The sequence below is a fragment of the Staphylococcus sp. HMSC34C02 genome, from assembly GCF_001838705.1.
In the GTDB taxonomy this organism is placed as follows: Bacteria; Bacillota; Bacilli; order Staphylococcales; family Staphylococcaceae; genus Staphylococcus; species Staphylococcus borealis.
On sequence record NZ_KV838558.1, the window covers coordinates 75,540 to 90,257 of the forward strand.

The following is a 14,718-nucleotide window of genomic DNA, read 5'->3' on the forward strand; positions in this document are numbered from 1 at the left end:
TTAGCCCTCTTTTAATATTCATTTTAAAAATTTAATTATCTCATTTTCCAAGTATAAAGCTTTAGCAAAAAAATTCATATAAACATACTTATATGATAAAATATTTTAGTTGAAATTTTGAAAAAGGAAAGATAAGAATGAAACGACGCTTTACAATGATATTGGTTGCATTGTTAACCATTGCTATTATAGCACCTAAAACATATGCTTCCGAATATGAGCCAACACCTACCGAAATTGCTAGACAATATGGTTACCCAAATGTAACAGATGCCTATCAACCTGAGGGTAGTATTAATGTTAGTCAAACCGGGCAAATTTTATATGACTATCAATCTAACCAAAAATGGTACCCTGCTTCAATGACGAAGTTAATGACCATGTATTTAACACTCGAAGCCATCAATAAAGGGGAACTTTCTTTAAATGACAAAGTACATATTACGGATCAGCATTATCGTATGTCAACATTACCGGAATTAAGTAATACGAAATTATATCCTGGTGAAACTTATACCATTAGTGAGTTACTTCAAATTACAGTCTCTAACTCTAGTAATGCTGCTGCTTTAATTTTAGCTGATGAAGTTTCTGGAAATGTCAATGATTTTACAGATTTAATGAATAAGAAAGCCAAAGCGCTAGGTATGTCAAATACGCATTTCGTTAACCCAACAGGTGCCGAAAATTCACAATTAAAAGATTTTGCACCATCAAAATATAAAGATCAAGACAATTCCACTTCTACTGCAAAGGACTTCGCAATCCTAGATCATCATGTCATTAAAGAAACACCGAAAATACTACACTTCACTAAGCAACTTGCTCCAACACAACACGGTGTTACATACTATACATTTAACCATTCATTAGAAGGTGCCGATATGAGTTTGCCCGGTACTGACGGATTAAAAACAGGTTCAAGTGATGTTGCAGATTATAACCATACGATAACAACTAAACGTAAGCAATTCCGTATCAACCAAGTTATTATGGGCGCTGGAGATTACGTTAATTTAGGCGGTGAAAAACAGCGTAACATGATGGGTAATGCAATGATGAACCGTTCTTTTGATCAATATCGTTATAAAAACGTGCTTTCTAAAGGTACGCATAAAATAAACGGTAAAACATACTATGTCAAAGAAAATTTATACGATGTAGTGCCTAAAGACATGAATCAAAAAGATTACAAATTCATTATTAAAGATGGTAAGGTTCATCTTGATTATGATCGTCAATTTCTTACAAAGGACGATGGACCACCTAAAGTTGACGTAACGAAACCTTTATTACACAAAGCAAATACTATTGCTCAAACGACTTGGAAAGAACATCCAATTGTCACTTTTATAGCATTAGCGTTATTAGCAATTGCATGTATACTTATTGTACGTTCAATTATTCATTTATTATTTAAACGCAAATAGCATCAATTAAACGCATTTAGTTTGAGACAATGTCTCAGACTCAAGTGATACTCAAATCGATAACATAGCGCTGTTATACGACGCCTAGTGGAAATAAACTATATCTACTTTAAAATGACGCACAGAACAGAAATTAAAATACATTCATTGTCCGCTTCTAGCATGTTTTAAGCGCGATTTCAAATCAGATAGCTACTTCCAAATGATAAAGGAGGTTGAGACATTTTATCTTGTCTCAACCTCCTTTTAATAGGATTAAATCTCATATTCTTAATTATTTAGCATCTTTGCCATATAATTCTTGTTTAATTTTAGTTGTTGAAATACCTTCCGTACGTTTTAAGTATACAACTTCACATTTGTCTTTTAAGAAGTCAAATTCGCCTTCCCAGTCATGTCCCATTACAAAGACATCTACTTCAAAACGATCTACGTCAGTTTCTTTTTGTCCCCAATCATTCTCAGGAATGACTAAGTCAACATAACGAATTGATTCCAACATCATTTTGCGTTGCTCATAATCATAATATGATTTTTTATTCTTAATTTGATTGAATTCATCTGAAGATAAAGCGACAATTAAATAATCGCCCATTTCACGCGCTCTTCTTAATAATTCAATATGACCATAATGTAATAAGTCATAAGTGCCGTAAGTAATAACTCTTCTCATATAACGCTATCTCCTTAACATAATTTTTAACATTTTTTCATAACTTTAATTTAGCATAAATAAAATTTACATACCATTAATTATATAAGACATATTACACTATAGCTTTAAAAGGCGTTTGAGAGACTGTTTACTATTAAATGCAAATTTCTTAGGCATGACCTGTGCTTTGAATCGGAAATATCCAGGTCGTCCAATACCGACATCAATAAGTGTTTGACGCCACTTCTCATAAGTATCGCGCGTCCAATGCGTTGCAGCTTGCTCAACAGCTTGGATAATTCTAAACAACGCATCTCCAGAGTAATTGGTATGTTGCATATCCTTAATATAATGCGTAACTTTATCAATAAAGTTAGGTGTTACTCTACTATATTTTAATAAATAAGCTTGAATAAGATAACTCACGATTACATCATCCATTCGATAACTATAGTAGGCTTTCTCATTTGTTAAAAGGAGTATCTCCATAACCCTTTGACGTACGCGTCTGGCATCTTCAATATAGGAGATAAACGTATCACCACGCTTATCAGTGACTGAACCTTCTTGCTCATTATATCCATATATTATCAGCGGTAATAATTGTATATCACGTGCAGTTAAATAAGCACGTGTAATAAAGGTATGTTCTTCACAGAACACAACATCTTCATCAAAGCGCAACGCACTAAATTTAGAATTGAATAGTTTTCCACCTGGCCCAATAGATTGCAAGATTTCAGGTGCTTGTGCTAATGATACTAATGCTTCACGATTCATTTCTTCATGTGTAGGTACAATTTTCCAGTCTCCATGAACGCCTCTTCCAATTTGCCCTATAACGATATCGACTTCTTGATTACGCTCATAATAATCAATCATTTTATCAAGTCTTCCCGGTAGAAACTGATCGTCTGCGTCTAAAAACATAAATGCTTCCACGTCATCAGACATTGCAGCTAATCCAAAGTTTCTACTTGCAGCTGCACCTTGATTATCTTGATTGTAAATCATGATATTTTTAACTTCTTTTTGCAATTGCGTAAGTTCATGCCTTGAATGATCTGTAGAGCCGTCATTCACACAAATAATCTCAACTTCATGCGTTGTATCAATCGATTTGATTGCCCTACGTATTGTATTTTCTGCATTATATACAGGAATTATGATAGCTATTTTCATTTTTCCACCATCTTTTCAATAAATTCTGTAACACGTTGAACGCTTGCTTCACTATTATATTTATGCCAATGTTTAAATAATGGTTCAAACAGCGCGACATCATTTTTAATTTTTACAATCAATTCTTCCTCAGTCGTTGCTTTATATCGTTGAGGAATGGCTTTATAAAATTGGTTTAAGCCACGAATTTTATCATATTTTTCTTCGTCATACACATAAAACAATGTCGGTTTATCTAGCAAACTTGCCTCAATAGGTAATGAACTATAATCGCTAATAATGATATCCGCCATAATCATCAATTCCTGAGTTGTCGCTACAGATTGACGTTGCGAAATTGATGGATGTAGTTGATTAATCAATGTGTACTCAGGCAAAGCTTGCTCAAATCGTTCAACATCTATGTGTCTATTATTTTCTGAACCTTCACGATACGTTGGAACATAGACAACTAACGTTTTATGAATATTATAAAGTTTTTTCAAACGTTCTTGCTCGGCCTTAAGATTGAATTTTAAATAGTGGGTTAAACGAGGTAAACCAAGTGGCAACATTTGTGATTCAGTAGCACCAAATGAGGCCTTAAAACATTCCCCCATCTCTTTTCCACCAACAAGATAATAATCTGTTGCATGATATACACGCTGGTATTGCTTAACCATTGTGTTGTTAGTTAAATCAACTTGATGATCGGTTAAACCGAAATTTTTTAGGGCACCTGATGCATGCCACGTTTGAATAATCGTTTGTGAGTGTTTCTTAGAATAACCACCTAGCATTAAATAATACGTATCAATGACAATGACTTTTGAACGACTCAACGCTCTGATATGTTTGACGATATGTTTATTTCCTGCAGGTATAAAAGTAATATGGTTAAGATGTTCTAGCCTATATTGTTCTTCAACCTTCGCAATCACAGTGATATTGTAACCCTTACTATCTAAGTCATTAATAATTGGCATGACATCTTCAGGGAACGTCATTAGAACAGTGATACGTTGTTTGTCTACGGATTTTCCTTTAAAAATGAAGTTCAATAATGCAATCATCAACATATATACTTTTTTTATAATTAGTCGCATACGTTTACCTCTCATATTTTCAATATAAAAATTATAAATCAAAACTACCCGATGTACTGAATATACAAAATCCTTGATAAACGCTTCTACATTTATCAAGGACTTTAAAATTATAAGAAATCTGCGAAATGATCACGATATCTACGATGTAAAATTGAACCTAATACGAAGAATATTAAAATAACGATAACGTTATATAGTAATAATTTCCAATGTTCAATAAAGTACCATTCGTGGAATAATATTGCAGCACGATATGATTCTGCCAAGAAATAGACTGGATTAAATTTAATGATTTCACCAATTGTTCCACCAATACCTGAATCTTTAGGCACCCATAGTATTGGAGACATATAGAATAGAATTCTTAGCAAGGCCTGCATAATCATTTGCGTATCACGTACAATAATGCCAAGCGTCGATGTGAATAATGCAACTGACGCCGTAAAGAAGAATGTAAGTGGTACGTAAATCAATAATTGTACAATATGAATCGAAGGGTAAATACCATTAACGATACAAATGCCAATGATAATTAACAATAATCCTATATGACCATAAAATCGGCTGGTTACCGTATACGTCGGTATAATAGAGAGCGGGAAGTTCATCTTTGCTACTTGATTAAATTTCATCGCTACCGATTTCGTTCCTTCTAAAATACCTTGATTGACGAAGAACCACATACTAATCCCTACTAGCAACCAATAAATAAAAGGTATACCGTGAACAGGCTGGTTACTTCTGATTCCCATACCAAATACGAACCAATAAACCATGATTTGTAATGCTGGATTCAGTAATTCCCATGCTACGCCAAGATAGTTATTCGTATTCGTTATTTTAATTTGAAATTGTGCAAGTCTTTGCACTAAGTAAAAATTCTTGATGTGTTCTTTAAAAACAGATCCTACTGCCGACATTGAAATTAACCACGCTTTCAATTAAATATATACAATGTATTAACGTATTTATTAATGATTCGGATAACTACATTATATATAACATTTTCTCAAAAGTTTAATATAATTATTACGTACGCATCATATTATTATATATTGTAAAGTAGATTACTATAAAATAAGATCATAACTATGGACTTCATTTTATAAAAAAAGTAAAATCTACTTATTGTTTACAAAAAGTTATACAAAATCTCTTATACACTTTACACTAGGTTAATAAATTTAACAACTATTGTATGATGTATTATAATCTATATAAGTATTGATAAGGAAGGAATTATCATGAGCGTATCTGTAAATATCAAAAATGTGACAAAAGAATATCGCATTTATCGCAATAATAAAGAACGCATTAAAGATGCCTTAATCCCTAAAAATAAAAATAATACATTTTTCGCTTTAGATGATGTCTCTATCACAGCACACGAAGGTGATGTCATCGGTTTAGTCGGCATCAACGGCTCAGGTAAATCTACATTAAGTAATATGATTGGTGGCTCAATCTCACCTACTTCAGGCAATATTGAACGCAACGGTGAAGTGAGTGTCATCGCAATCAATGCAGGCCTTAACGGTCGTTTGACTGGTGTGGAAAATATCGAATTTAAAATGTTATGTATGGGGTTCAAAAGAAAAGAAATTAAACAACTTATGCCTCAAGTAATAGAATTTAGTGAATTAGGCGAATTTATTCATCAACCTGTTAAAAATTATTCAAGTGGTATGCGTGCTAAATTAGGATTCTCAATTAACGTTACAATCAACCCTGATATTTTAGTTATTGATGAAGCATTATCCGTTGGGGACCAAACTTTCACACAAAAATGCTTAGACAAAATTTATGAATTCAAAGAAGCCAACAAAACGATATTCTTCGTTAGTCATAACATCCGTCAAGTTCGAGAGTTCTGTACTAAAATTGCTTGGATTGAAGGCGGAAAGCTCAAAGAGTACGGAGAATTAGAAGAGGTACTTCCTAAATATGAGCAATTCTTAAAAGACTTCAAGAAAAAATCAAAAGCCGATCAAAAAGCATTCAGAAAAGGTTTAGATGAAAAACGATTTATTGTTAAATAGCGATCATCAAGATAAAAATATGAAGAGGCTGGGACAAAATAAAATGTCTCAGCCTCTTCGTATTTTTGGCAGTAGCTGGTTGAACTGAGAAGGCGCTTGAATCAAACTTTTCTCAGTTCTAGTCATCCTTGCCAACAGGGGTCCGGCAAATAAAATGTTATTAAGAAATTCTCTTTGCTAAGCAAGCTAGAAGCGGGACAATGACTTCAAAAGTATTCTGCCCCACTCCTTATTTATTCTTCTTCATTCGTCGCTGTACTTTAAAAACTTTATACATAAATTTAGGAATACTACGCATACGCCCAATACGCTTCCAATCGATTAATAAGCGATATACCCATTCTATATTCAATTGAATAAATAGTTTAGGCGCTCTCTTCTTCGTGCCACTGTAAATTTCAAGTGAGCCACCTACACCCATCATTACAGTACTTTTAAAGGTATGTCGATGCTTTTGAATCCACTCTTCTTGTTTTGGAAAGCCCATCCCAACGAAAATATAATCCGGATTAAAACGTTGTATTCGTTTGATGACTGTCTCATCATTTAAGTCTATATAGCCATGATGATAATCAAATTGGACTTGCGGATATTTCTGCTGTAAATTATTGTGTGCCAGTGTGACTACTTCATGTTTAGCACCAAGTAAATATACCTTTTGATAATTCGTATGCGCAATCTTTAAACAATGTTCCATCAATTCGATACCTGGCACACGTCTTTTTAACGGCGTCCCTAATCGATTCGATGCCTTAATAACACCCGTACCATCTGGAACAACGTAATCCGCACTATTAATTAGCTGTCTATATGTACTATGCTCTGACGCATAATCAACGATTTCTGGATTAGCTGTCACGATAAACAAATTATCCTCAGTGTCTTGCGTGAAAAATGTTTTGACATGTTCAATCATATCTAGCATCGTTACATTGTCGAATTGAACACCTAAAATATCCACTTTAGTCGCTGTTATCTCTTTTTGATCATGCATTTAAGTAATCTCCTTACTGTCTAAACCATTTCATATGCATATAGTATATGAAAATAGAAACATAATAAATAATTATTTTTTCTTCTCAACACGTTTTCAACTGATATTCATGTTCTCTCTAAAAGATACATCTAAAGTCTAAACGCTAAATCATTAAATTTACTTTATAATCAATACTATAATCTTATACTTCACGAGGTCAATTATGGTCTATTTAGAACAATTTTTTACTACAACTATCAATTTAAATATATATTTAATCCTTATTATAGCAATGATCTATATAATGATTCATCAAAATAGACATCGCTCATTTAATCAGTATTTAGACGTTTATTTAAACTATATTCCTGTACTTACACATGAATTTGGTCATGTATTATTTAATAAAATCAGTGGCGGACGCGCAAAAGATTTGGTTATCGTTACCCGTCCATCTGAACGATTGCAAACGATGCAACAAGGTTATGCTATTACGCAATCCAAAGGGCGTATTGGACAATTCATTACAACACTAGGCGGCTATATCATGCCTCCATTGATGCTCTTAATCGGTCTAAGTGCTGCTTATTATGGTCATCCAAGTCTATTCTTAAGCGCTTATATCATTATTTTTATTTATTTTTTCATTCTAACATCACGCAAACTATCACCAATGATTGTATTAATCATATTCATCGCACTTTTATACTTTTTAGTGCAACACGACAATCAATTGCTATTTTATTATTTAGTCATTTTTATGTATCATCTGATTCTTGGCGTGTTATTAGGCGAAGTTTTACAATCAAGTTGGACAATATTTAAACTAACATTTCAACGCCCCATCCCGAGTTGGGATGGGCGTACCTTAACAGAAATCACACGTATACCCACGTTCATTTTCAGTACCTTATGGATAGCGTTTAACACGTTAGCAATATACGTTATGCTCATCTTCACACTTTAATTCAATTTAAACAAATCTCCACTAAAGCGGTATAACTGACCAATTTAGTGGAGATTCTATTATCTAATTAAACATGTTCTGCAAATATATTCATTGCGTTGTCATAGCTTAGTATCGTTACAATATCATTTCGTTTCACTATCATGACTTTATTCGTTTCATCTTTAGTTACTATTTCAACATCATTTCCTATTGAAATATCTTTGCTTGAAAGATAGACCAGGAGTTCAGTCTTATCACGTACACGTTTAATCGTCACTTTATCACCAGGCGCGAATGCTAATAAAGATATTGTAAATTTCTCTTCGAAATGTTGATTTCTTGGGATAATGCCACCATGTGGACATGTTTCAGGATAATCAAGTATCTTATCCAAACGTTCTACAAACAAATCTGAAATGCGATGTTCTAATATTTCCGCTTCTTGATGTACCTCTTCCCAAGTATATTGTAAAACCTCTATTAAAAATAACTCCAACAGACGGTGACGCTTAATGATATCTAACGTATGTTTCACCCCCTCATCTGAGAGCTTTACACCTTTATAGTGTTTCGTTTCAACATAACCAGCTTTTTCCAAACGTCCAACCATTTCACTAACTGAAGGAGGCTTTATATTTAAATACTGAGATAACTTTTTATTTGAGACAAAGGATGTATCTCCATCATTAGCTAATATTGCTTTCAGATAATCCTCTTTTTCTTCAGTTAACATCATTTCACCTCACCCATGCATTCACTTTATTGTATCATGAATTGCTAATGAATGTTATTCACGCTTATTTAAACAATCTGAAATTTTTAAATGCGATCCTGGACATACATTATATAATGATGCTACTTTGCACATTCCTAGTAGCTGACTGAACTGGGAAAAGACTTAAATCAAGCTTGTATCCCTTCTAGCCATCCTTGTGAGTGAGCCTTAGCAAAGAGAATTTCATCAAGACATTCCATAAGCTAAGCAATGTGGGAGTGACCACGAATTTATAAAGCATTCCGTCCCACTCCCACATCGCTATATCTTCAACAACCATGATTAAATTAGTCGGTTAAACTATCAACGATAACCATTTCATCATAGTTAATTGCTTCCCTTAACTTTAATGCTGTACTTTCAGTAATGTCGCCATCATCAGTTAAACTAGATAAAACACGACGTTGTTCTCTCAAAGCATTTAATTTAATCTTCGTAATTGAATCTTCTGCTCGTGTATTAAAGAAATTAGATGGCGATAAGTTATCGATTCTCATAAGATATCCGTCACAAATCATACCAACTTCTAATTTATTATCTTCATTCGCTTCATCTACTAAACGACTGACTACATTATAGTGAACAATCTTATTTATTTTAGATAGTTCCAATAAGTTATCCGTCACACTTAACGATGATGCGGCATTCGTACGCGTTCTTATACGACGTTTTAAAAGTAAAGCTCTTGCGCCAACAATCATTCGACGTATAAGTGAAGCTTGACGATATACTTGAGTTCGTTCAGCGTAACGCATATAGTTTTCTAATACGCTCGCTGTAATTTCACCATCATCGGCAAGTTGTTCTAACGTTTTCGTTTCAACTTTAAATGCTAAACTTTGTAATCGTTCAAGTTCTTTAGAGTTCTCGTCATCCTTTTCAACAGATTTCAAGAACGTTAATTTATCGTGATATTCTTTAATCACATTGCCATAGCGGTAACTTGTTTCAAACGATGAATGATGATTCAAGTAATCAATGACATGCTCAAGAATATAAATTCTTGCTTCTTTAAAATTCATACTTCCAATCTTCGCTTTAGGTGCACTCGCTGTTACAAACGGCAATACTACTTGTGCAACCACTAGACTGATAATAACCATACCTGAGGAAATAAATAGTAAATCATTACGATATGAGAATGCATGATGATCTGCTAAAAAATAAGGCAGTGTTAATGCGATTGCCAATGAAATGGTTCCATGAACACCACATAGCGTCATGATAAGGGCATACATACTTCGTTTAGGTGGTTTTTCTTTTTTCTTGTCTTCCCCTTCTTCATTCATTAATTTTTGGAAAGGACTGACAGATAAATAGAATAATGGATATAGCACATACACCCAAATAAATCTAAATAGATAGACTGCTAACGCAACCAAGGCCGTGATCACAACTAAGAACAATAAATTGTGTGGTTCTGTTTTTACAATATTCCCAATAACTTCTGGAACTAAAAATCCTAATATTGAAAAAACAAAACCATTCAATGCGTACCCTAGAATATTCCAAGTGTGGTTATAACTCATTTGAAGTCGTGTGCGTGTCTGAGCGATACGATCACGTTCAAAACCATGTACTAAACCCGCAACAACAGCGGCAATAATTCCTGACGCATGAAACATTTCAGCTACAAGATATGTAACAAATGGTGTCAATAATTGTAAGAATGTAAACATATTAATGTTCTCTATGCCACGTCTGGTAAGCGTTAAACGGAATCTAACGAGTGCAATACCAATAAGTAAACCAATAATTGCACCACCGATTGACGCAATCAGAAATTGTTGCACCGCTTCAAATAATGAAAATGTACCAGTAATTAGAACACCTACTGCAATTTTAAATGAAATGATACCTGCTGCATCATTAAGTAATGATTCACCTTCAAGTATAGTCATAGCACCTTTAGGTAGAACCTTACCTTTTGTAATTGCTTGCACAGCCACAGCATCCGTTGGACATAATATTGCAGCTACAGCAAATGCGGCACCTATAGGAAGTGTCGGCCAAATCCAATGAATAAACAGGCCTACACCAATTACAGTGGTAATAACGAGTCCTAATGCCATTAACATAACCGGTTTAATATAGCGACGTAAATGAGCTCTGGAAACGTTAACACCTTCCACAAACAGTAACGGTGCAATCGTTGCTACCATAAAGAGTTCAGAATCAAAGTTGAATTCTACAGGTACAGGTGTTAAAAAGAGGAGCATTCCTAAAGCAATTTGAATGAATGCCAGAGGCACTTTGGGTATAAAAGTATGAACAAAGGAGCTTATAATCACTACGGCTAGAAATATGAGAATCGTTTCAAATATTTCCAAACTTCCACCCCATTTTATACTTCATATTTAATTGGAGAAATAAGACTTGCCTAATATAAAAAATACGCTTTATGTCTATTTATATCTTTATAAGATACATCTTAAACTCACAATCGGTTAGTTATAATTTTACCATTAAAGTTACACTGAATTAACTAACTTGCATTCATTTTTAATCCATTTTTATTAAATTGATAACATTACAATCTACTTCTAACCATTCATTTGTTTGATCACTTATAACAATCACCTTTATAACAACTAAGACTTTCATTGAGATTTTAATAAAATTTTTACTATCCCCTAACATTGAATTAAACATTCATTACTATGCTTTAGTTAGAAATGTTCAAACTGAAATCATTTCGTTTTAAACAATCGGGTGCTTCAATTGAAAACCATTTAGGAGGATTATACATGACTATTTCAAAAAGACTTACTGCGACAGTATTAGGCATTTTACTCTTACTTATGTTGATTGCAACAGTCGCAGATCAACCGATATCAAATGCATTGATGAATCAAAATGATCTATTTGGCACACTCTTTCAAAATTATGGGTTATTCCCGCCTACGTTAGTACTCATTATTTCTGTGATTATATTAAATTATTATGTATTCACAACATTTAATCATCGATTTGCTAAGTTAATCATCTTCGTTATGACTTCTATATTCACACTAATTAAAACGAACGCACTAGTATCAGAAACTGTTCAATACATATTATCAACATCAAATAATATAAAGCACCATAAGCCTATGGGTATGGCAAATAATGAAGGAAATGCAGGTACCGCTTTACCCTTAGGTTTGAGTATGTTTATATCACTAATCATTTTATTAATCATCGCATTTGTTTGTTATTATTTTTGGTTAAAAAACACAAATACTGCTGAATTAACTAGATTATTTAAAGTGTCACTTATCAGCTTTATCGTACTATTTATCGGCTTAGAACTTGTTGGCAATATGAAAGAATTATGGGGACGTGTCAGACCATATGAACTTAGCGACAAAGGGGCACATTTTACCAATTGGCTTACCATAAATGGCAATACAGGGCATAGTTCATTCCCATCAGGGCATACGGGTAATGGTGCCTTTCTCATGTTTCTAGCTTTCTATTTCCATAAGCTTCGCTCACGAAAAATCATGTTCGCAATTGGTCTATTTTATAGTGTATTAATGGCATTAAGCCGAATTCGAATCGGTGCGCATTTTACTAGCGATGTAACCATGAGTTTAATCATTATGTTTGGTCTTATGGTGATGGCAGACGTTCTTCTTCATAAGATAACTTCAAATACTAATCAGCAATAATGTGGCATGTATGACGGATGTATCATCATCGATTCAATTGCTACGTTCTAAATTAGAAATAACTACAGTTGACGTATATTTTATCTTTACTACAATTTTAACCGTACGATATTTCTATTTTAAGGAGTTAAAATCATGAATACATTTTCAGAGAAAGAGAAACTGACATTATTATCAGATATTGTAGAGATTAATACGGTGAATGATAATGAAATGGAAGTTGCTACTTATTTAAAAGACTTATTTGAAGCACATCATATTAAGGCAGAAATTGATACGGTAGAAGGTCAACGTGCAAACTTAATTGCTACAATCGGTAGTGGAAGCCCTGTGGTAGCAATTTCAGGCCACATGGATATTGTATCAGAAGGCGATCACAATGATTGGGACTATCCCCCATTTCAATTGACCGAAAAAGAAAACCGACTATATGGCCGTGGTACTTCAGATATGAAATCTGGGTTAATGGCTTTAGCGATTGCAATGATTGAATTGAAAGAAAACCATCAACTACCTCATGGTACGATAAAATTCATGGCAACTGCGGGTGAAGAAAGAGAACAATTTGGTTCAGCACAACTATATCAAAAAGGTTATATGAATGACGTTGATGCTTTGATTATTGCTGAACCATCTGAAACAAACATCGTTTATGCTCATAAAGGATCAATGGATTATAAAATCACTTCTAAAGGTAAAGCTGCTCACAGTTCTGTACCTGTTATCGGATATAATGCGATTAAACCATTAATTGACTTTATTCAAGATATCGATACTGAATATGAACGTATTTCTAAAACTTTAAAAAGCGAAAAACTAGATTTTTCACATCTTATTGAGCGCATTCAAACACAATTAACACAAGACAACCACATAGATGCGGATGAGGTTGAACGTGTGATTTCTGGACTTGTTATTAGCAATACCATTTTACATGGTGGGAACCAAGTGAATTCAGTTCCTGACATTGCCACTGCTGAATTTAATATTAGAACGATTCCAGAATATGATAATAAAAAAGTTAAAGCCCTATTTAAAACTTACTTAGAAGAAGTCAATAAACAAGGGGGTCAACTTGAAGAAGATTTATATTTAGACTTAGATCCAGTATTAACAACAGGAGATAATCCATTAATTAAGATTGGACAACGTGTGGCTAAGCAGATATTTGGCGAAGACATTGTTGCTTCACCAACAGTCGGTGTCACAGACGCTTCTAATTTGTTACGAGATAAAGATGAACACTTTTCTTTCCTAATGTTTGGACCCGGAACAGTGCCACATCAAATTAACGAGTATGTAGAAAAAGAAAAATACCTTCGTTTTATCGACTACTACAAGGAATTACTCATAACTTATTTAAAAGAAGAGTCCGGGACATAAATAATATGATGATGCTATTTTGCAAATTCGCAGTAGCTGACTGAACTGAAAAGGCGCTTTAATCAAGCTTTTCTCAGTTTTAGTCATCCTTGCGGGGGTGGGCGGGGCCCCAACACAAAAAATCACGAAAGTGATTTTACAAGCTAAGCAAGCTGGGAGTAGACGACGAATTTAAAAGAATTCTGTCCCACTCCCAACTCATATTTACAACGAGAAAATCTATAATCAAAAGCATAAGTTAGCATCGTACGACGTCACACATTCAAAAAAAGGGGGGGATTTTATGAAAATTTCATGGATCTTTTGGTGGATAGTAAGCGGCATTGAAGTACTAAGTTTTTTAGGATTTGCGCTTTTACTTTGGTTTAGAACAGTAGATGCTACAGGGGTCATACAAACGACTGAAATAAAATGGATTAATATTGCAGTACTAGGATTTGCGTACTTATTCCCTTTCCTAGTACAAATCATATGGCTAGTGATTAATCTTATTTACTCAAAAAAACAACAAACAACCATATAAATGATTTATTCAGCAGGTATTACTTTGCACTTCACCTATATCATTGTTATTTCTTTATGTTTATT

Annotated in this window: 13 protein-coding genes; 6 read left to right on the plus strand and 7 right to left on the minus strand. The window is 33.7% G+C overall.

Going from position 1 to position 14,718, the window contains the following annotated elements:
* The first annotated feature begins 137 nt into the window (after positions 1-137).
* A complete protein-coding gene (gene pbp4 / locus HMPREF3239_RS01500) occupies positions 138-1,430 on the plus strand; it encodes a penicillin-binding protein PBP4 (protein WP_016930899.1) in 1,293 nt (430 codons plus the stop codon).
* 274 nt (positions 1,431-1,704) lie between these two features.
* Here pbp4 and tagD read toward each other — a convergent pair whose 3' ends face one another.
* The 4 genes from tagD to HMPREF3239_RS01520 form a co-directional block, all read right to left on the minus strand.
* Positions 1,705-2,103, minus strand: a complete 399-nt coding sequence (gene tagD / locus HMPREF3239_RS01505; protein WP_016930898.1) for a glycerol-3-phosphate cytidylyltransferase — start codon at positions 2,101-2,103, stop codon at positions 1,705-1,707.
* 99 nt (positions 2,104-2,202) lie between these two features.
* Positions 2,203-3,267: a glycosyltransferase family 2 protein gene (locus HMPREF3239_RS01510; protein ID WP_053019632.1), complete on the minus strand. Its 1,065-nt coding sequence runs from the start codon at positions 3,265-3,267 to the stop codon at positions 2,203-2,205.
* Positions 3,264-4,352, minus strand: a complete 1,089-nt coding sequence (gene tarB / locus HMPREF3239_RS01515; protein WP_049426489.1) for a teichoic acid glycerol-phosphate primase TarB — start codon at positions 4,350-4,352, stop codon at positions 3,264-3,266. The genes HMPREF3239_RS01510 and tarB overlap by 4 nt, the downstream gene beginning before the upstream one ends.
* 110 nt (positions 4,353-4,462) lie before the next feature.
* Complete coding sequence (locus HMPREF3239_RS01520) at positions 4,463-5,275, minus strand: ABC transporter permease (RefSeq protein ID WP_049426488.1); 813 nt, start codon at positions 5,273-5,275, stop codon at positions 4,463-4,465.
* 324 nt (positions 5,276-5,599) lie between these two features.
* Here HMPREF3239_RS01520 and tagH point away from each other — a divergent pair, with 324 nt between their 5' ends.
* Complete coding sequence (tagH, locus tag HMPREF3239_RS01525; RefSeq protein WP_049426487.1) at positions 5,600-6,394, plus strand: teichoic acids export ABC transporter ATP-binding subunit TagH; 795 nt, start codon at positions 5,600-5,602, stop codon at positions 6,392-6,394.
* A 229-nt stretch (positions 6,395-6,623) separates the two neighbouring features.
* Here tagH and tarA read toward each other — a convergent pair whose 3' ends face one another.
* Complete coding sequence (gene tarA, locus HMPREF3239_RS01530) at positions 6,624-7,388, minus strand: N-acetylglucosaminyldiphosphoundecaprenol N-acetyl-beta-D-mannosaminyltransferase TarA (protein WP_049426486.1); 765 nt, start codon at positions 7,386-7,388, stop codon at positions 6,624-6,626.
* A gap of 205 nt (positions 7,389-7,593) precedes the next feature.
* Here tarA and HMPREF3239_RS01535 point away from each other — a divergent pair, with 205 nt between their 5' ends.
* Positions 7,594-8,337, plus strand: a complete 744-nt coding sequence (locus tag HMPREF3239_RS01535) for a M50 family metallopeptidase (RefSeq protein ID WP_070854511.1) — start codon at positions 7,594-7,596, stop codon at positions 8,335-8,337.
* 67 nt (positions 8,338-8,404) lie between these two features.
* Here the strand turns inward: HMPREF3239_RS01535 and HMPREF3239_RS01540 are convergent, their stop codons facing one another.
* Both HMPREF3239_RS01540 and HMPREF3239_RS01545 read right to left on the minus strand, forming a co-directional pair.
* On the minus strand, positions 8,405-9,052 hold the full coding sequence (locus HMPREF3239_RS01540) for a metal-dependent transcriptional regulator (protein ID WP_070854539.1): 648 nt from the start codon (positions 9,050-9,052) through the stop codon (positions 8,405-8,407).
* 329 nt (positions 9,053-9,381) lie between these two features.
* Entirely contained in the window at positions 9,382-11,424 is a 2,043-nt protein-coding gene (locus tag HMPREF3239_RS01545) for a cation:proton antiporter (protein WP_053030699.1), read from the minus strand.
* A gap of 417 nt (positions 11,425-11,841) precedes the next feature.
* Here HMPREF3239_RS01545 and HMPREF3239_RS01550 point away from each other — a divergent pair, with 417 nt between their 5' ends.
* The 3 genes from HMPREF3239_RS01550 (at position 11,842) to HMPREF3239_RS01560 (ending at position 14,653) form a co-directional block, all read left to right on the plus strand.
* Positions 11,842-12,747, plus strand: coding sequence for a phosphatase PAP2 family protein (locus tag HMPREF3239_RS01550; protein WP_070854512.1), 906 nt, complete (start codon positions 11,842-11,844; stop codon positions 12,745-12,747).
* Positions 12,748-12,882: 135 nt separating this feature from the next.
* A complete protein-coding gene (locus HMPREF3239_RS01555; protein WP_070854513.1) occupies positions 12,883-14,130 on the plus strand; it encodes an ArgE/DapE family deacylase in 1,248 nt (415 codons plus the stop codon).
* Between the two features lie 283 nt (positions 14,131-14,413).
* Positions 14,414-14,653: a DUF3923 family protein gene (locus tag HMPREF3239_RS01560; RefSeq protein ID WP_070854514.1), complete on the plus strand. Its 240-nt coding sequence runs from the start codon at positions 14,414-14,416 to the stop codon at positions 14,651-14,653.
* The last annotated feature ends 65 nt before the right edge of the window (positions 14,654-14,718 follow it).

Coding starts and splice junctions, on each gene's coding strand:
- HMPREF3239_RS01560 (WP_070854514.1), top strand. CDS start 14,414: ATGAAAATTTCATGGATCTTTTGGTGGATAGTAAGCGGCATTGAAGTA.
- HMPREF3239_RS01555 (WP_070854513.1), top strand. CDS start 12,883: ATGAATACATTTTCAGAGAAAGAGAAACTGACATTATTATCAGATATT.
- HMPREF3239_RS01520 (WP_049426488.1), bottom strand. CDS start 5,275: ATGTCGGCAGTAGGATCTGTTTTTAAAGAACACATCAAGAATTTTTAC.
- HMPREF3239_RS01535 (WP_070854511.1), top strand. CDS start 7,594: ATGGTCTATTTAGAACAATTTTTTACTACAACTATCAATTTAAATATA.
- HMPREF3239_RS01550 (WP_070854512.1), top strand. CDS start 11,842: ATGACTATTTCAAAAAGACTTACTGCGACAGTATTAGGCATTTTACTC.
- pbp4 (WP_016930899.1), top strand. CDS start 138: ATGAAACGACGCTTTACAATGATATTGGTTGCATTGTTAACCATTGCT.
- tarB (WP_049426489.1), bottom strand. CDS start 4,352: ATGCGACTAATTATAAAAAAAGTATATATGTTGATGATTGCATTATTG.
- tagH (WP_049426487.1), top strand. CDS start 5,600: ATGAGCGTATCTGTAAATATCAAAAATGTGACAAAAGAATATCGCATT.
- tarA (WP_049426486.1), bottom strand. CDS start 7,388: ATGCATGATCAAAAAGAGATAACAGCGACTAAAGTGGATATTTTAGGT.
- tagD (WP_016930898.1), bottom strand. CDS start 2,103: ATGAGAAGAGTTATTACTTACGGCACTTATGACTTATTACATTATGGT.
- HMPREF3239_RS01510 (WP_053019632.1), bottom strand. CDS start 3,267: ATGAAAATAGCTATCATAATTCCTGTATATAATGCAGAAAATACAATA.
- HMPREF3239_RS01540 (WP_070854539.1), bottom strand. CDS start 9,052: ATGTTAACTGAAGAAAAAGAGGATTATCTGAAAGCAATATTAGCTAAT.